This window comes from Streptomyces sp. SYP-A7185, assembly GCF_046103685.1.
Taxonomy (GTDB): domain Bacteria; phylum Actinomycetota; class Actinomycetes; order Streptomycetales; family Streptomycetaceae; genus Streptomyces.
Map to the genome: position 1 here is coordinate 4,069,964 of NZ_CP122310.1, position 18,210 is coordinate 4,088,173.

Genomic DNA, 18,210 nt, shown 5'->3' on the forward strand with positions numbered 1-18,210 from the left:
CCCGGAAGCCCTACCGCTCCAGGAAGAGGAACAGCTCCTCCCAGCGCCGCACGACCTCGCCCGTCGTGTAGCGCCGGATGTTGTGCCGGGCCAGCTCGCCCATCCGGTCCCGCAGCTCCTTGTCGGACATCAACGTGTCCAGCCTGCGCGCCAGTTCGGCCGTGTTGCCGAGCCGCGCGAGCAGCCCGTCCTCGCCGTCGCGCACGATCTCGTGCACGCCGGGCGCGCAGTCGAAGGCCGCGCACGGCACGGCGGTGGCCATCGCCTCCATCAGCGCGAGCGGGAAGCCCTCGCCGCGCGAGGACTGCACGAACACCGACCCGCCCCGCAGCGCTCCCGGCACGTCGCTCGTGCGCCCCATCCACTCCACGGAGCCGTCGAGCCCCAGGGACGTGCACTGCTTCTTGAGGATCTCCTCGTCCTCGCCGGAGCCGTAGATCCGCAGCGTCCAGTCCGGGTGCAGCGGCGCGACCTCCGCCCAGGTGTCGAGGAGCATGTCGATGCCCTTCTGGTCGTGCAGCCTGCCGATGCTCGTGACGACCTTCTCGGTGCGCCGCGAGGGCACCTCGGGCATGAACGGCAGCGGGTTCGGCATGAAGGAGGCGTTGTCCAGGCCCTGCCTGATCCACAGGTCGGCGTCCTCGCGGGTCAGCGCGAGCATCCGGTCGACGCCCTGGTAGTGCTTGCGCACGCGCGCCCCGCGCGAGGACGCCCGCGAGTAGGCGAACGACTCGTGGCTCATCCCGATGACCAGCAGGCCGCCGGTGTCGGCGCGTTCGACCCACTCCATCGCCCACACCTGCGTGACGATGACGACGGCTCCGGGCCCGGCCTGCGCGAACAGCGCGGTCAGCTTGGTGGCCTGCTCGTCCATGCCCTCCTCGCGCTTGGTGCGCAGCCGGTGCTCGGCCACGTTGAGCCGCCCCTTGATGCCGCGGGCCGGGCCCACGCGCGGCGGGTGCTCGTCGTACAGCGTCGTGGTGGGGTAGGGCAGGTCGGTGCCGATGTCCTGCGGGACGCCCGGGTCGGTGATGCCGACGACGTGCACGCGGTGGCCGCGCTCCACGAAGAGGCGGGCCATCTGGTGGGACCAACTGGTGATCCCGCCCAGCTCGTTGACGCTGTTGGAGACGAAGAAGATGTCCCGCGTCGGATCCGCTGTCTGACTCACTTGGCGCTCCAGTGCGAGAAGAACTGCTCGACGACGCTCTTGGCCGCGTCGCCCCGGTCGTACTCACCGAACTCGGCCACGAACCGCGCCCGCGCCGCCGCGTGGTCGAGTGCCTGCTCGTCCAGCGCCTTCAGCGCGCCGAACAGCTCGTCCTCGGTGTCGACCACCGGCCCCGGAGCCCTCTCCCGCAGATCGAAGTAGATGCCGCGGCCCTCGTGGACGTACTCCTCGTAGTCGTACGTGAAGAAGAGCATCGGCCGGTCCAGGAGCGCGTAGTCGAACATCACGGACGAGTAGTCTGTGATCATCGCGTCGGCCAGCTGATAGAGCGGCGTGACGTCGTGGTGCGCGGAGACGTCGATGACGCGGCCCCGCACGGACGGCGGGAGCACCACGTGGTTCAGGTAGTGCGAGCGCACGAGCAGCACGTACCGGTCGCCGAACTCCTCGGCGAACCGCTCGACGTCAAAGGGCAGTTCGAAGCGGCCGTGCCGGCCGCCGTGCCGCCGGAAGGTCGGCGCGTACAGGAGCACCCGCTTGTCCTCGGGGATGCCCAGCTCGGCCGCGAGCGGGCCGCGCACCCGCACACCGCTCGCGTCCTCCGCGCGCTTGGCCCGCACCAGCGCGTCGTTGCGCGGGTAGCCGACCCTGAGCAGCACCTTCTCCTTCAGGCGCAGGGCCTTGGCGAGGGTCCGCACGTCGTGCTCGGAGCGGATCAGGAACCGGTCGAAGCGGTCGAGGACCCGCTGCTGCTCGTCCTGCTGCGCTTTGCCGCGCAGCTTCCAGGCGGGCTCGTCGAAGCCCATGCGCTTGAGCGCCGAGCCGTGCCAGGTCTGGATGTACGTGGTCTCGGGCCGCTTGGTGAGCTTGAGCGGATAGCTCTGGTTGTCGACCCAGAACTCGGCCTGCGCCAGGGCCCGCAGATAGGGCAGCGACCAGCGCCGCACCAGCGTCGCGTCCTCGGGGAAGCCCTGCGGACTGCCGGTGTAGGACCACACGGCGTCGAAGTCGAGGCCCTGGCGGCGCATCTCCTCGTAGATCGCCCGGGGGCTGTCGCTGTACTGCTTGCCGAGGTGGCTCTCGAAGACGACCGTGCCCTTCTTCACGGGCAGGCGGCGGAACACCTCGTCGTACACGCGCAGTCTGCTCTGCCCGGAGGTGATGTCCTTGCGCAGCTTCTTCGCCCTGCGGAAGCCGGACTTGGCGAGCCGGCCGGGCACGCCCCGCGTCCCGCGCGCCACCAGGTCCTGGATCCGATCGCCCGTGGAGTCCCGTGTGACCAGGCGGAACGCGAGGTGGCCGCGCTGCGAGACCTCGGGCTCCAGGTGGTCGGCGACCAGGCGCGTCAGCCGCGGCCGGACCGGGAGCATGCCCTCGGCGAGCCCCGGGTCGCACGCGGTGAGCCGCGTCCTGGTGCGCACGCCGTCGGCGGTGAGGTGCAGGCGCACGTCCCACACCGCGTCGACGACACCGAGGGGACGCAGCCGCCGCGCGAGGTCGGCGGAGGCCTCCCAGACGATGGTGTCCCCCTCGTAGCGGACCGCGGACACGGGGAAGCGGAAGGTCTGGAGGCTGCGGCGGCGCGCGCTGAACTCCAGTTCGGCGGTGAGCACGGCGTCCGGTCCCACGACGCCGAGCGGGTTGGTGATGCGGCCGGCCATGCGGACGGTGCCCGCGGACTCCTCGTACCGCGTCAGGACGTTGCGCAGGAACATCTGGTCGAAGCGCTTGCTGTGGTAGCCGAGCGCGGTGACGTCCAGGACCCGGCGGCCGAACGGGTCGTCGAGGTGCTCGGCGCTCCAGTACACGCGCCCGTCCCGCTCGGCCAGCGGCGAGGAAATCTTGTCGCGGTTGGTGAGGGTGTCCACGGCGGGCAGCAGGTTCTCCCAGTCGCCCTGCTCCAGGAGGTAGGCGCAGATGGCCTGAATGGGCTGCACCTCGTCGTACGCGGCGCGGTCGAGCCCGGCGAGGTAGTCACGGGCGAGCCCGGCGAACTCCTGCCGGAAGGAGGCGTCGCGGAAGGGCAGGTCGCGCAGGTGGAGCACCAGGTCGTGCTTGAGGAACTTGACGTCCTTGGCCAGCCGCAGCTCGTCGAGGCCGCGCTCGGCGAGCAGCGCGTCGATCCGGCGGTGGATCTCCAGGCGGTGCCGGAAGTTGGTCATCTCGTGGCGCCGGTTGGTCACGGACTTCGCCGCGTCGGCGGCGCGCTCGTGGACGTGCCAGAAGTAGACCTGGTTGGGGACGAGGGTGATGCGCCCGGCGGCGAGATAGGCCTCGGCGATGAACATCAGGTCCTCGTAGAACATGCCCTTGGGGAAGCGCAGGGCGTTCTCGACGAGGAAGTCCCTGCGGTAGAGCTTGTTCGTGGAGAGCGTGTCCCAGACGAACAGGTCGGGCAGCTCGGTGACGGACTCCAGGGTGCGGGTCGTGGCGTAGAGCCAGGGGTACCACTGGTCGCGCTTCTTGTTGCGGGTGTCCACGGACAGCCGGACGCAGAGGCCCGAGACGATGTCGGAGCCGTCGCGCTCGGCGGCCTCCAGGAGGTTGCGGCAGGCGTTGCGCTCCAGGACGTCGTCGCTGTCGAGGAACATCACGTGGGTGCCGACGGTGTGCCCGATGCCCACGTTGCGGGGCTCCCCGCCGGCGCCGCTGTTCTCCGGCAGCTGGTAGGCCCGCACCCGCTCGGGGTGCTCGGCGGCCAGGCGCTGTGCCGTCCCGTACGAGTCGTCGGTGCTGTGGTCGTCGACGATGACGACCTCCACGCCCCGCAGCGTCTGGTCGAGCACCGACCGGACGGCGGTCGGCAGCCGCTCGGCGTCGTTGTAGACGATCACCACCACGGACACATCGGGTCGCGCCTCCGGCGTCCCCCGCTCACCTATCGCTCCCATGCGTCCCTCCAGTCAGATGCCAGCTCATCCTACTAATTATCGCTAATGCCCGATTGGCGCTCTTCAGGGGGGTGTGATCGGCCTAGTCCCGATACGCGAAAGGAGGGCGCCCCGAGCCGTCAGGCTCGGGGCGCCCCCCTTCTCCGCTCGGGGCCAGGGGCCTACGAGTGCGTGCGCAGCAGCGTCCGCATCGTCCGCATGGCGACCGACAGGTTCGCCAGGTCGAACGCGTCCGAGCTCTGGATCTCGTCCAGGGTCGTCCGCGACCGGCTCAGGATCGCCGCGTTCTTCTCCTCCCAGGCCTTGAAGCGCTGCTCGGGAGTGTCCTCGCCGTTCCCGGCGGCCAGCACGTCGGCCGTCAGGGCGGCGTGCGCCGCGTACAGGTCCTCGCGGATCGACGCACGCGCCATCGACTGCCAGCGGTCGGCCCGCGGCAGCTCGATGATCCGGTCCATGAGCTGGGTGATCCGCAGCCGGTCGGCGAGGTCGTAGTAGACCTCGGCGACGGCCATCGGGTCCTTGCCCGTGCGGTCGGCGATCGCCACGATGTCGAGCGAGGGGAAGGCCGAGGAGAACCCGGCGACCCGCTGGGCGAGTTCGTCGGGGACGCCCGCGCCCGTCAGCTCGTCGCGGATGCTCTGGTACCACTCCTGGTCGGAGCCGCGCAGCAGCTTCGGCAGCTCGGTCCAGACCTCGGCGACACCCTCGCGGAAGAACTCGATGGTCTCGGCGAGCTGGAGCGGCTGCGGCCGGTTGTTGAGCAGCCAGCGCGTGCCGCGCTCGACCAGGCGGCGCGAGTGCAGCCGGATCCGCGTCTGGACGTCGGCCGCCACCACGTTGTCGAGCGCCTCGACCGCGTCCCACACCTTGCTCAGACCGAAGATCTCGCGGGCCGCGAGCTGCGCCCGCACGATCTCCTCCAGGGAGGCACCCGTCTCCTCGCGCAGCCGGTGCAGGAACGTCGAACCACCGGTGTTCACCGTGTCGTTGACGAGCACCGTGGTGATGATCTCGCGGCGCAGCGCGTGCCCGTCGACCTGCTCGGGGAACTTCTCCCGCAGGGCCTGCGGGAAGTACGCGTGCAGCAGCCCGCGCAGGTACTCGTCGTCCGGCAGCGTCGTCTGGATCAGCTCGTCGGCCGCCGTGATCTTCGTGTACGCGAGGAGCACGGCGAGCTCGGGCTGGCTGAGCCCGCGCCCGGCGCTGAGGAGCTCACGGATCTGCCGGTCGGTGGGCAGGAACTCCAGGTCCCTGTTCAGGTGGCCGTCCCGGACCAGGCGGCGCATGAAGCGCTGGTGGGCGTGGAGGAGGGACGGGGACTGGAAGACCGCGTTCGACAGGGCGGTGTTCTGCGCGTAGTTGTTGCGCAGGACCAGGGTCCCGACCTCGTCCGTCATCGCGGCGAGGAACTTGTTGCGCTGCTTGACGGTCATGTCGCCGGCGCCGACGACCGCGTTGAGCAGGATCTTGATGTTCACCTCGTGGTCGGAGGTGTCCACGCCCGCGCTGTTGTCGATGGCGTCGGTGTTGATGTGCCCGCCGTCGCGCGCGAACTCGATGCGGCCCAGCTGGGTCAGACCGAGGTTGCCGCCCTCGCCGACGACCTTGACCCGCAGGTCGGCGCCGTTCACGCGGATCGCGTCGTTCGCCTTGTCGCCGACGTCGCTGTTCGACTCGGCCGACGACTTCACGTACGTGCCGATGCCGCCGTTCCACAGCAGGTCGACCGGGGCCTGGAGGATCGCCTTCATCAGGTCGGCCGGGGTCATCTTGCCGACGCCCGACTCGATGCCCAGGGCCTCGCGGATGTGCGGGTTGAGCTGGATCGCCTTGGCGCTGCGCGGGAAGATCCCGCCGCCCGCGGAGAGCAGCTCCTTGTCGTAGTCGGCCCAGGAGCTGCGCGGCAGCTCGAAGAGCCGGCGGCGCTCCGCGTACGACGTCGCGGCGTCCGGCCGCGGGTCGATGAAGATGTGCCGGTGGTCGAAGGCGGCCACCAGGCGGATGTGCTCGGACAGCAGCATGCCGTTGCCGAACACGTCGCCGGACATGTCGCCGACGCCGACGACCGTGAAGTCCTCGGACTGGGTGTCGGTGCCCAGCTCCCGGAAGTGCCGCTTGACGGACTCCCAGGCGCCACGGGCGGTGATGCCCATGCCCTTGTGGTCGTAACCGGCGGAGCCGCCGGAGGCGAAGGCGTCGCCGAGCCAGAAGTTGTAGGACTCGGCGACCTCGTTCGCGATGTCCGAGAAGGTCGCGGTGCCCTTGTCCGCCGCGACCACGAGGTACGTGTCGTCCTCGTCGTGGCGCACGACCTCGGCCGGCGGCACGACCTCGCCCGCCACCAGGTTGTCGGTGATGTCGAGCAGCGCCGAGATGAACGTCTTGTAGCAGGCCACGCCCTCGGCCAGCCACGCGTCGCGGTCGACGGACGGGTCGGGCAGCTGCTTGGCGACGAAGCCGCCCTTGGCGCCGACGGGCACGATGACGGTGTTCTTCACCATCTGCGCCTTGACCAGACCGAGGATCTCGGTGCGGAAGTCCTCACGCCGGTCGGACCAGCGCAGACCACCGCGGGCGACCTTGCCGAACCGCAGGTGGACACCCTCGACGCGCGGCGAGTACACCCAGATCTCGTACGCCGGGCGGGGCGCCGGGAGGTCGGGGATGGCCTGCGGGTCGAACTTCATGGAGACGTAGTTGTGCGGCTTGCCGCCCTCCGCCTCCTGGAAGAAGTTCGTGCGCAGGGTCGCCTTGATGACGGTCAGGAAGGAGCGCAGGATGCGGTCCTCGTCCAGGGACGCGACCTGGTCCAGCGCCCCGTCCACCTCTTCGAGGAGGCCGTCGGTCAGCTCGGTCCCGGCCCGCTGGCGGTCCGGGGACATCCGCGCCTCGAAGAGCGAGACGAGCAGCCGCGTGGTGTGGACGTTGTTGCGGAGGGTGTCCTCCATGTAGTCCTGGCTGAAGGTGGATCCGGCCTGGCGCAGGTACTTGGCGTAGGCGCGCAGGACCATCGCCTGCCGCCAGTTGAGCCCGGCCCGCAGGACCAGCGAGTTGAAGCCGTCGACCTCGGCCTCGCCCGTCCAGGCGGCGGCGAAGGCCTCCTGGAAGCGCTCGCGGCCGTCGTCGCCCAGGTAGTCGCCGCTGCCGTTCTGCGACTTGGGCAGGCGCAGCCCGAAGTCGTAGATCCAGGCGTTCGTGCGGTCCGCGCAGCGCAGCTCGTACGGGCGCTCGTCGGTGACCTCGACGCCCAGGCGCTGGAGCACCGGCAGGACGGCGGAGAGGGAGACCTGGCCGCCGGAGCGGTAGATCTTGAAGCGGCGCTCGCCGGGGGCGGCGCCCACCGGCTCGTACAGGCTGAGGGCGAAGTCCTTCTCGCCCCGCTTCAGCTGCTCCAGGTGCTGGAGGTCGGCGACGGCGGCGCGCGGCGAGTGGTCCGCCTTGTAGCCCTCGGGGAAGGCGCCCGAGTAGCGGCGAAGCAGCTCGGCGGCGCGCTCCTCGCCGCACTCGGCGGTCAGCGCCTCGCCGAAGCCGTCGGCCCAGGAGCGGGCGGCCTCGACCAGCCGGGCCTCGATGCGGTCGGTGTCGGCGTCGGTGAGCTGCGGGAGCCCGCCGCCCGGCGCGACGCGGACCACGAAGTGCAGCCGGGAGAGGATCGACTCGGTGTTCCAGGCGGTGAAGTCGACGCTGTCGCCGCCGAGCTCCTCCTTGAGGATGTCGATGATCCGCAGCCGGACGCCGGTGGTGTAGCGGTCGCGCGGCAGGTAGACGAGGGCGGAGTAGTAACGGCCGTACTCGTCCTTGCGCAGGTAGAGCCGGAGCCTGCGGCGCTCCTGGAGGTACAGGACGGACGTGACGATCGCGCGCAGCTCGTCCGGGGGCGTCTGGAAGAGCTCGTCGCGCGGGTAGGTCTCCAGGATCTGGAGGAGGTCGCGGCCGTCGTGGCTGTTGGGCGAGAAGCCCGCGCCCTTGAGGACCTCCTCGACCTTGCGGCGGATGACCGGCACGCGGCGCACGGACTCGGTGTACGCGGCGGACGAGAAGAGCCCGAGGAAGCGGCGCTCGCCGATGACGTTGCCCTCGGCGTCGAACTTCTTCACGCCGACGTAGTCGAGGTAGGACGGGCGGTGCACGGTCGCCCGGCTGTTGGCCTTCGTCAGGACGAGGAGCTTGTGCTCGCGGGCCTTCGCGCGCGCGTCCGCGGGCAGCCGGCTGAAGGAGGGGCTGACCGGGTGGTCCTCCTCCCCGTCGTGCTGCGGGTCGGCGCGCAGGATGCCGAGGCCGGTGCCGGGCACGGCGGTGAGCGAGTCGTCGTCCGTGAGGTCGTACTCGCGGAAGCCCAGGAAGGTGAAGTGGTTGTCGGCGAGCCAGCGAAGGAGTTCGCGGGCCTCGTCGACCTCCTGGTCGCGCAGGTCGTCCGCGGTCGGCTCGGTGGGCAGCTCGTCGGCGATGCGCAGCGCGGCGTCGCGCATCTTCTCCCAGTCCTCGACGGTCTCGCGCACGTCGGACAGGACCCTGATCAGATCGGCGCTGATCTGCTTCAGGTCCGCGCGGTCGGTCTCGCGGTCCATCTCGACGTGGATCCAGGACTCGGTGACCGCGTCGTGCGGGCGCTCCGTGCCGGGGTCGGTGAGGACCTCCAGGAGCTTGCCGGTCAGATCCCGTCGTACGACGACCTGGGGGTGGATGACGACATGGATGCCGCGCCCCTGCCGCGAGAGCTCGTTGGTGACCGAGTCGACCAGGAAGGGCATGTCGTCCGTGACCACCTCGACGACGGAGTGGCTGCACGTCCAGCCGTTCTCCTCGACGGTCGGGGTGTGCACGCGGACGTTGGCCGTGCCCTGCGGGCGCGTCTCGGCGAGCCGGTAGTGGGAGAAGGCTGCTCCGAAGACGTCGACCGGGTCACGGTCGGCCAGGTCCTCCGGGGCGGTGTGCAGGTAGTAGCGCTGGAGGAACGCAAGGGCCATGTCCTCGTCAGGAGTGGCCCCGTCGCCCTTCGACCCGGTCGGTGCCCCATTCGGTAGGCGGCCACCGACCGGGCTGTTCTCAGCTACCCGGGCCGCCCTGGTGAGCAGCTCGGCTTTGGCTTCGTCCAGCTTGGTCTGCATTGTCCTCTGACTCCTGTCGCGCGCCGTTGCGTGACGTAGAAGGAAGTGTTCCGACGTAACGCCGCGACGCGGGGTCTCCGGTCGAAGTCGACGTTATGCCGCGGTGAGAGATGAGCGGGCGGTTATCCGCCATTTTCAGCGGTTTCGCTGACCGATGGCCGGGATGAGTTGAGCGGCCGCACCGCGAAGAAGCGTCAGCGACGCCCCGGGCACGGATGTCCTCCGTGTTCCCCGGGCGCAGGGCGGGGGCGTACACGCCCCCGCGGGATATCGCGCTGATCACGGGACAAGGCTATCGCCCTCCACCCGGAACTCGTCATGAGCCGTATGTGTACAAAAGCAGGGGTGGAACTTTGACACTCTGCACAGAGACTTTCGCGCCATCCGTCGGCGGCGCACCCCCTCGCCGGACCGGTGGGCCCCCTTGGCAAACCGGACGGGCGGATGCACGTTGAGCGGGACGGACGGTCAGCGCGCGACGGGCGGACCCGGTCCACGGACGACGGCCCGCCCACGAGTGGGGAGCTAGCACCGATGGCAGCCAAGATCCTGATAGTGACCGGAGACGCGGCGGAGTCCCTGGAGGTCCTCTACCCCTACCAGCGGCTGCGCGAGGAGGGGTACGACGTCCACGTCGCCGCCCCCGCCCGCAAGACGCTGCGGTTCGTGGTGCACGACTTCGAGCAGGGCTTCGACACCTACACGGAGAAGCCGGGCTACACCTGGCCCGCGGACCTCGCCTTCTCCGAGGTCGATCCCGGGCAGTACGCCGCTCTGGTGATCCCGGGCGGCCGGGCCCCGGAGTATCTGCGCAACGACCCGGAGCTCCGCAAGATCCTCAAGTCCTTCTTCGACGCGGACAAGCCGGTCGCGCAGATCTGCCACGGCCCGCTCCTGACGGCGGCGATCGGCGGCCTGAGCGGCCGCAGCGTCACGGCCTACCCCGCCCTGGAGCTGGACATGCAGACGGCGGGCGCGACGTTCCGGGACGCGGAGGTCGTGGTCGACGGCACGCTGGTCTCGGCCCGCGCCTGGCCGGACCACTCGGGCTGGATGCGCGAGTTCCTCACGGTGCTGCGGGCGAAGGCGCCGGTGACGTGACCCCCCTCGGCTAGGCGGCCAGGTCCTCGGCCAGCTCCACGGCCTCGGCGAGGCTGTCGACCACGGGAACCCCCACGCCGACGGCCTCCAGGCTGGCCCTGCTGTGGGACCCGCCGGTGTAGAGCACGGCCTGGGCGCCCACGTGCTGCGCGGCCACGGCATCGTCGACGGCGTCACCGATCACGACGACGCGCTCGGCCGCCGCGACCCCTTCGAGCGCCGCCAGGTGCCGCACCATCCGCTCGGCCTTGCCCGCGTACGAGGTGTCCGTGCGCCCGTCGATGCGCACGAAGTGCTCCTCGATCCCGTGCCGCCGCACGATCGGCACCAAGTGCTCGTGCGGGGCGAGCGAGAGCAGCGACTGCGTACGCCCGGCCGCCCGGCGGTCGGCGAGCAGTTCGGCGGCACCGTCGGCCAGACCGCAGGCCTCGGCACGCGCCCAGTAGTGCTTGTGGAAGACGGCGTCCATGACCTGCCACTCGGCGTCGGTGGGCAGCCGTCCCATCAGCCGCTCGTAGAAGAGCGGGACCGGCACGCAGTAGAGATCGCGATATCGCTCCAGCGTGATCGGGTCCAGCCCGATCTCCGCGAACGAGGCGTTCGTCGACTCGATCACCGCATGAATGTCATGCAGCAGCGTGCCGTTCCAGTCCCACACGATGTGCGCCCCGCGCCGCAGCTTCCCCATACCGAGACGGTACCCGCCCCCGCCCCGGCCCCATGCCTCGGGCCGCGACGGCCGACGAGCGGCCGCCCGGGGCCCCGCACTCCGGGGCGGGCCGGCCCCTCAGGCGATCAGCCCGGAAATCTCCTGCGTCGCGAACCACAGCAGCTCGTGGTCCTCCAGCCCCTCCGCCTCGTCCGGGTCCTCCGCAGCCGCCGCCGCGGCCACGTCGGCCTCGGCCTCCCCCGCGTCCACGTGCACGGCGGCGGCCTTCTTCAGCCCGAGCCCTCCGGCGACGGACACCCGCACCGCACCGAGCTCGGGCCCCGCTCCGGCCCCCGGGGCGTCCCGGCCGTCCTCCACCAGTGCGTCCGCCACGTCCACGGCCAGCACGACCCGCCGCCGGGCCGCTCCCGCGTCCCGCGCGATCAACCGCAGCGAGGCTTGCGCGGCCTGCCCGAGGGCGGCGTACTCCAGTTCCTCGATGTCGTCCGTGGCGCACCACTCCCGCAGCGCGGGCGTCACGCCGTAAGCGGCCAGCGGCTCCGCCCCGGAGGCCACCTCGCCCGCCTTGTACGCCTCAGCGAGTCCGCTCAGGGTCAGGGGAACGTAGACGCGCATGACGGCCCGCTTTCACACTCGGAGACACAGATCAGAAGGTCAATGATCAGGACCCCAGAATACGTCCGGGAGTCCCCCTTCGAGCTGCCGCCCGCCCCCGCCTCCCGCGTCACCGGGCGCCCCCGCCGTTCACCCGCCCCACCCCGGCGCCCCCAAGGCCCCGCACGTCCCCGGCCACCCGGATAGGTGACTCCTGCGGCCCCGGGCCGCCGCCCCCGCGGCCCCTTGCGACGCCCGCCCCGGCCCCCGTACAAGATCCTCGACGGAAGTTACTCCCCGGTACGAACGGGGCCGTCACCACCACCACGACGGGGACAGCGAAACCGGAGGCGACACGGGATGAACAAGGTGATGACCAGGCCCCGCACCCGCCCGGCGGCCGCCGCCACCCGCCCACCGGGCCGCACGGACCCCCGGCGCCCCTCGGCGCCGCGCACCCCCGCGCGCCCCCTCAGGACCCCGCCCCAGCCCCCTCCCCACCCCACGGAGCTCTTCGCCGAACGCCTGCTCCTGGTCCTCAGCGGCCAGAAGCCGGTCCACTGGGCGGCACGCCACATCGCGCACACCGCCTTCGACGACCTGACCCGCCTCGCCGAGCGGACGCCCCTGAACGTGAACGGCCGGCGCCCCACCATCCACCGCATCGGCCACTACGAACCGCGCCCCGGGGTCTACGAGGTCTTCGCGCGGATCGGCGCGGGCCCCGCCCTCAGGGCCCTGGCGTTCCGCCTGCACCTGGGCGCGGACCAGCGCTGGCGCTGCACGGCGGTGGAAACGGGCCCTCCCCTCCCCTGACGCACAGAGGGGCTGCGCGCCCCCTGGCAGGCACGCGAAAGGGCCGGGCACCCGACGGCAGGCACGCGAAAGGGCCGGGCACCCGACGGCGCCCGGCCCTTCCGCTTCACGGTCTCACCGCGTCACGTCGCTACTTCTTGCGACGCCGCCCGCCCTTCTGGGCCTTGCGCCGCTCCGCGCGGGTCATTCCGTCCGACTCGGAGCGCACGCCCGCGTCCTCGGTCTCGAAGTCTCCTTCGTCGACCCCGCCCTCGGCGTTCGGCGCCTGGAAGTGGAGACGGTCGGGCCGCTGCGGGGCCTCGAGGCCCTTGGCGCGGATCTCGGGACGGCCGCCACCGGCGGGAACGGCGTCCTTCTTCTCCAGGGAAGCGCCGCCCGCGGCAGCGTCCGACACCGGAACCTCCTCGACCTGCTGCTCGACCTGGACCTCCAGGTTGAACAGGTAGCCGACGGACTCTTCCTTGATGCCGTCCATCATGGCGTTGAACATGTCGAAGCCCTCGCGCTGGTACTCGACCAGCGGGTCCTTCTGCGCCATGGCCCGCAGGCCGATGCCCTCCTGGAGGTAGTCCATCTCGTAGAGGTGCTCGCGCCACTTGCGGTCGAGCACCGAGAGGACGACCCGGCGCTCCAGCTCACGCATGATCTCGGAGCCGAGCTGCTCCTCACGCGCCTCGTACTGCTGGTGGATGTCGTCCTTGATGGACTCGGAGATGAACTCGGCGGTCAGCCCCGCGCGGTCGCCCGCGTCCTCCTCCAGCTCCTCGATGGTGACCTTCACCGGGTAGAGCTGCTTGAAGGCGCCCCACAGCCGGTCCAGGTCCCACTCCTCGGCGAAGCCCTCGGCGGTCTCCGCGGAGATGTAGGCGTCGATCGTGTCGTCCATGAAGTGCGTGACCTGCTCCTGGAGGTTCTCGCCCTCCAGGACGCGGCGGCGCTCGCCGTAGATGACCTCGCGCTGGCGGTTGAGGACCTCGTCGTACTTCAGGACGTTCTTGCGCGTCTCGAAGTTCTGCTGCTCGACCTGCGACTGGGCGGACGCGATCGCGCGCGTCACCATCTTGTTCTCGATCGGCACGTCGTCCGGGACGTTCGCCATGGCCATCACGCGCTCGACCATCTGCGCCTTGAACAGGCGCATCAGGTCGTCACCGAGCGAGAGGTAGAACCGGGACTCGCCCGGGTCGCCCTGACGGCCGGAACGACCGCGCAGCTGGTTGTCGATGCGGCGCGACTCGTGGCGCTCGGTGCCGAGGACGTACAGCCCGCCCAGGTCCTTGACCTCTTCGAACTCCGCCTTCACGGAGCGCTCGGCCTTCTCCAGGGCGGCCGGCAGCGCGGCGGCCCACTCCTCGACGTGCTCGACGGGGTCGAGGCCGCGCTGGCGCAGCTCCGCCTCGGCGAGGTCGTCGGGGTTGCCGCCGAGCTTGATGTCCGTGCCTCGTCCGGCCATGTTCGTGGCGACGGTGACGGCGCCCTTGCGGCCGGCCTGGGCGATGATCGGCGCCTCACGGTCGTGCTGCTTGGCGTTCAGGACCTCGTGCTGGACGCCGCGCTTGGAGAGCTGCTGGGAGAGGTACTCCGACTTCTCCACGGAGGTCGTGCCGACCAGGATCGGCTGGCCCTTCTCGTGCTTCTCGGCGATGTCGTCCACGACGGCCGCGAACTTGGCGACCTCGGTGCGGTAGATCAGGTCCGACTGGTCGGCGCGGACCATGGGCCGGTTCGTCGGGATCGGCACGACGCCCAGCTTGTAGATCTGGTGGAACTCGGCGGCCTCGGTCATGGCCGTACCGGTCATGCCGCAGAGACCGGGGGTCTCCTTGCCGTCGTGGTCGTGGCGCTTGTACAGGCGGAAGAAGTTCTGCAGGGTGATCGTGGCCAAGGTCTGGTTCTCGTCCTTGATGTCCACCCCTTCCTTCGCCTCGATCGCCTGGTGCATGCCCTCGTTGTAGCGGCGGCCGGCGAGGATACGGCCGGTGTGCTCGTCGACGATCATGACTTCGCCGTCGATGACGACGTAGTCCTTGTCCTTCTTGAAGAGTTCCTTGGCCTTGATGGCGTTGTTCAGATAACCGACGAGCGGGGTGTTCACCGACTCGTACAGGTTGTCGATGCCCAGCCAGTCCTCGACCTTGGCGACGCCGGACTCGTGGATGGCGACGGTGCGCTTCTTCTCGTCGACCTCGTAGTCGCCGGTCTCCTCGATGCCCTTCAGCTGGTTGCCCGGCTCGCCCTTGGTGAGGCGGGTGACCAACTTGGCGAAGTCGCCGTACCACTTCGTGGCCTGGTCGGCGGGGCCGGAGATGATCAGCGGCGTACGGGCCTCGTCGACGAGGATCGAGTCGACCTCGTCGACGATCGCGAAGTTGTGGCCGCGCTGGACCAGTTCGTCCTTCGACCACGCCATGTTGTCGCGCAGGTAGTCGAAGCCGAATTCGTTGTTCGTGCCGTACGTGATGTCGCTGGCGTACTGCTCGCGGCGCTGGGCCGGCGTCATGTTGGCGATGATGCAGCCGACGCTCAGGCCCAGGAACTTGTGGACGCGGCCCATCATCTCGGAGTCGCGCTCGGCCAGGTAGTCGTTGACCGTGATCAGGTGCACGCCCTTGCCCGACAGGGCGTTGAGGTACGCCGGGAGGGTGCCGACGAGCGTCTTGCCCTCACCGGTCTTCATCTCGGCCACATATCCGAGGTGCAGCGCGGCGCCGCCCATCATCTGGACGTCGTAGTGCCGCTGGCCGAGGACGCGCTTGGCGGCCTCGCGCACGGTGGCAAAGGCTTCGGGGAGGAGGTCGTCAAGGGTCTCGCCGTCGGCGTAACGCTCCTTGTACTCCTCGGTCAGCGCGCGCAGCTCGGCGTCGGAGAGGCTGACGAAGTCCTCTTCGATGGAGTTGACCTGGTCCGCGATGCGGTGCAGCTTGCGCAGGATCTTGCCTTCGCCTGCACGCATGATCTTCGAGAGGACGGACACGGGGGTTGGTCTCCTTGCCGGTCGGGCCTGGCATGGTCGGTTTACTCATAGGGCAACGGCCATCGTAAGCGAGGAGCGGGCCGCGCCGGGAGGTCTGCCGATACGTCAACGGACGGGGGGCCTGGAAGGTGCCGGGTTGTGCCGGTCAGCGCTCGGCGAAATGCGGGTGAAAGGACGGCCAAAAGCACTGGCCCACGCGGCCCGGCCCCCGCAGAATCGCCGGATGGAGCCCGTCACCCTCACGACCGAACGCCTGAGCCTGCGCACCTTCACGCCCGCCGACACGGACGAGACGTACGAAGCCTGCCAGGACGCCGACATCCAGCGCTGGACCACGATCCCCTCGCCGTACGCGCGTGCGGACGCGGAGGGCTTCGTCACGCGCATAGTGCCGGACGGCTGGCGGCACGACACGGAGTACACCTTCGCCGTACGGCCCCGGGGCGGCGGCCCCCTGGTCGCGGCCGCCAGCCTCCACCACCCGCGCTCGGGCGCCTGGGAGGTCGGCTTCTGGACGGCGAAGGAGCACCGGGGCCGCGGATACACCACGGAGGTCGTCCTCGCCCTGGCCAGGTGGGCCTTCGGGGACCTTGGCTGCAACCGCCTGGAGTGGCGTGCCGAGGTCGGCAACACGGGCTCGCGCGCGGTGGCGGACAAGGCGGGCTTCACCTTTGAGGGCACCCTGCGCGGCGCCCTCCTGAACAAGGCCACGCTCCGTGACTGCTGGGTGGGCGCTCTGCTGCCGGGCGACCTCGGTCTGCCCTCGTTCCAGCCCTACCTCCCGGCGCGGGAGGTCAGGAGCTGAGACGCGCCGGGGCCGGCCCCGCTCAGGTGCGCCCGCGGTCCTGGCGCATCCGGTGGCGTTGTCAGTACCGCCCTCTATCGTTTCCGGCATGACGAGCCTGCCGCGCCCCGCCATCGACCTCTCCGCCGACGAGGCACGCCGCATCGCGCTCCGCGCCCAGGGGTTCCTCGGCGCCCCGGACCGCAGGTCCGGCGTGCGGGGCGTGCTGCGGCACCTCGGTGCGGTCCAGCTCGACACGATCTCGGTCCTCGCCCGCTCCCACGAGCTCATTCCGTACGCACGTCTGGGCGCCGTCGGCCGCGACAGGGTCGAGGCGGCGTACTGGGACGGGGCGTCGGGCCCGGGTCCCGCCCGGCCGCACGCCTTCGAGTACTGGTCGCACGCCGCGTGCATCCTGCCCATCGAGGAGTGGCCGCACTTCGCCTTCCGCCGCCGCGCGTACCGCACCCGCCCGCACTGGCACCACGACCTGCCCGACGGCGCGTACGACACCGTCATCAAACAGCTCACCGCGGAAGGCCCCCTCACCGCGACGGAGTTGGGCGGCGCGAAGAACAAGGGCGAGTGGTGGGACTGGTCGGACGCGAAGGTCGCCGTCGAGCGGGCCCTGATGTACGGCGAGGTGGTCTGCACCGAACGGCGCAGCTGGAAGCGGGTGTACGACCTCGCGGAGCGCGCGATCCCGGAGCCGCTGCTCCATGACGACCTGGACGACGCGGAGTGCCTGCGCCGCCTGGTGCGGCTCGCGGGCCAGTCGCTGGGCGTCGGCACGCGCGCGGACATCGCGGACTACCACCGCCTCAAGGGCGAGCAGTTCGACGCGGTGGTCGCGGACTCGGGTCTGGTCCCGGTGACGGTCGAGGGCTGGGACAAGCCCGCCTGGGCGGACCCGGCCGCCCTGGAGACGGCCCCGCGCGGCCGCCACCGCACGACGCTCCTGTCGCCCTTCGACTCGCTGATCTGGGAGCGGGCGCGCACGGAGCGGATCTTCGGCTTCACCCACCGCCTGGAGGCGTACGTCCCCAAGCCCAAGCGGATCCACGGCTACTTCGCGATGCCGGTCCTGGCCGGCGGCCGTCTCGTCGGCCGCGTGGACCCCGCCCGCGAGGGCAGCACGCTGGTCGCCAAGCAGGTCTCGCTGGACGGCCCCAAGTCGGTGCCCGCGGTGGCCCAGGCGCTGCGTGAAGCGGCGACGTGGGTGAACTGCGATTCCGTGCGGGTGGAGCGCGTGGACGCGCCGGAGCTGGCGGCGGCGCTCGTCCGCGCCCTCACCTGATCTCGAGGATCTTCTCCCGCATCGCGTACACCACCGCCTCCATCCTGGAGTGCAGCTGAAGCTTCTCCAGGATGTTGCGCACGTGGTTCTTCACGGTGTTCTCGGAGATGAAGAGTTCTTTCGCGATGTCGCGGTTGTTCATCCCCGTGGCCACGAGTTTCAGCACTTCGAGTTCGCGGTCGGTCAGCCGCGGCGCGGGCACCAGCCTGCGCTCGTCGGTGCGCTGGATCATCGACTTGAACTCGGTGAGCAGCTTCGACGCCATGGACGGGCTGATCTGCGACTGCCCGTCGGCCACCGCGCGGATGGCCGTGGCCACCTCGTCCGTGGAGATCTCCTTGAGGAGGTAGCCGGTGGCGCCCGCCTTGATCGCGTCGTAGAGGTCGGCTTCCTCGTCGCTGATCGTCAGCATGATGATCTTCGCGCTCGGCGCGACCTCCTTGATGGAGGTGCACGCCTCGATGCCGCCGCGCTTGGGCATGCGGACGTCCATCAGGATGATGTCGGGCAGCAGGTCGGCCGCCTTGTCCACCGCCTCGGCGCCGTCGCCCGCCTCCCCGACCACCTGGATGTCCTCCTCCGCGGCGAGGACGATCTCCAGGCCGCGGCGGAAGAGCGCGTGGTCGTCCACCACAAGGACCCGGATGGGCTCCTTGCGGGGTGCGCCCGTGTCCGTGCCGATACCGATGCCGTCGTCGTCATCGGCATCCCGCATCGGTCCGAAGCTGTCCGCCATCGTTCCTCCCCCTGAAGGCCATGGCCCGTTGTGCGTCCGCTGCCGCCAACCGGAGGCAGCAGCACACC

11 protein-coding genes are annotated in these 18,210 nt (G+C 70.5%); 4 read left to right on the top strand and 7 right to left on the bottom strand.

What is annotated here, in order from left to right; genetic code table 11:
* Window positions 1-10: 10 nt before the first annotated feature.
* From QBL25_RS17805 to QBL25_RS17815, 3 genes are all read right to left on the bottom strand, one after another.
* On the bottom strand, window positions 11-1,171 hold the full coding sequence (locus QBL25_RS17805) for a glycosyltransferase (protein ID WP_409058020.1): 1,161 nt from the start codon (window positions 1,169-1,171) through the stop codon (window positions 11-13).
* Window positions 1,168-4,062, bottom strand: coding sequence for a CDP-glycerol glycerophosphotransferase family protein (locus tag QBL25_RS17810; protein ID WP_409058021.1), 2,895 nt, complete (start codon window positions 4,060-4,062; stop codon window positions 1,168-1,170). The genes QBL25_RS17805 and QBL25_RS17810 overlap by 4 nt, the downstream gene beginning before the upstream one ends.
* 161 nt (window positions 4,063-4,223) lie before the next feature.
* The gene (locus QBL25_RS17815) at window positions 4,224-9,170 is read right to left on the bottom strand and encodes an NAD-glutamate dehydrogenase (protein ID WP_409058022.1); all 4,947 of its coding nucleotides are present in this window, start codon (window positions 9,168-9,170) and stop codon (window positions 4,224-4,226) included.
* 534 nt (window positions 9,171-9,704) lie between these two features.
* Between QBL25_RS17815 and QBL25_RS17820 the strand changes: the two genes are divergently transcribed.
* Window positions 9,705-10,271 carry a DJ-1/PfpI family protein gene (locus QBL25_RS17820; protein ID WP_409058023.1) on the top strand — a complete coding sequence of 189 codons (567 nt, stop codon included), beginning with the start codon at window positions 9,705-9,707 and terminating at the stop codon, window positions 10,269-10,271.
* A 10-nt stretch (window positions 10,272-10,281) separates the two neighbouring features.
* Here the strand turns inward: QBL25_RS17820 and QBL25_RS17825 are convergent, their stop codons facing one another.
* Window positions 10,282-10,959 carry an HAD family hydrolase gene (locus QBL25_RS17825; RefSeq protein ID WP_409058024.1) on the bottom strand — a complete coding sequence of 226 codons (678 nt, stop codon included), beginning with the start codon at window positions 10,957-10,959 and terminating at the stop codon, window positions 10,282-10,284.
* Window positions 10,960-11,058: 99 nt separating this feature from the next.
* A complete protein-coding gene (locus QBL25_RS17830; RefSeq protein WP_409058025.1) occupies window positions 11,059-11,556 on the bottom strand; it encodes a DUF6912 family protein in 498 nt (165 codons plus the stop codon).
* Between the two features lie 339 nt (window positions 11,557-11,895).
* On the opposite strand from QBL25_RS17830, the gene QBL25_RS17835 reads away from it, so the two are divergent.
* The gene (locus QBL25_RS17835) at window positions 11,896-12,351 is read left to right on the top strand and encodes an Rv3235 family protein (RefSeq protein WP_409058026.1); all 456 of its coding nucleotides are present in this window, start codon (window positions 11,896-11,898) and stop codon (window positions 12,349-12,351) included.
* A 130-nt stretch (window positions 12,352-12,481) separates the two neighbouring features.
* On the opposite strand, the gene secA is transcribed toward QBL25_RS17835, so the two are convergent.
* Complete coding sequence (gene secA / locus QBL25_RS17840) at window positions 12,482-15,325, bottom strand: preprotein translocase subunit SecA (RefSeq protein ID WP_409058027.1); 2,844 nt, start codon at window positions 15,323-15,325, stop codon at window positions 12,482-12,484.
* 223 nt (window positions 15,326-15,548) lie between these two features.
* Between secA and QBL25_RS17845 the strand changes: the two genes are divergently transcribed.
* Window positions 15,549-16,130, top strand: coding sequence for a GNAT family N-acetyltransferase (locus QBL25_RS17845; RefSeq protein WP_409058028.1), 582 nt, complete (start codon window positions 15,549-15,551; stop codon window positions 16,128-16,130).
* 88 nt (window positions 16,131-16,218) lie between these two features.
* On the top strand, window positions 16,219-17,406 hold the full coding sequence (locus tag QBL25_RS17850) for a winged helix-turn-helix domain-containing protein (RefSeq protein ID WP_409058029.1): 1,188 nt from the start codon (window positions 16,219-16,221) through the stop codon (window positions 17,404-17,406).
* Here QBL25_RS17850 and QBL25_RS17855 read toward each other — a convergent pair.
* Window positions 17,399-18,142 carry a response regulator gene (locus QBL25_RS17855; RefSeq protein ID WP_409058030.1) on the bottom strand — a complete coding sequence of 248 codons (744 nt, stop codon included), beginning with the start codon at window positions 18,140-18,142 and terminating at the stop codon, window positions 17,399-17,401. The genes QBL25_RS17850 and QBL25_RS17855 overlap by 8 nt on opposite strands.
* Between the last annotated feature and the right edge of the window lie 68 nt (window positions 18,143-18,210).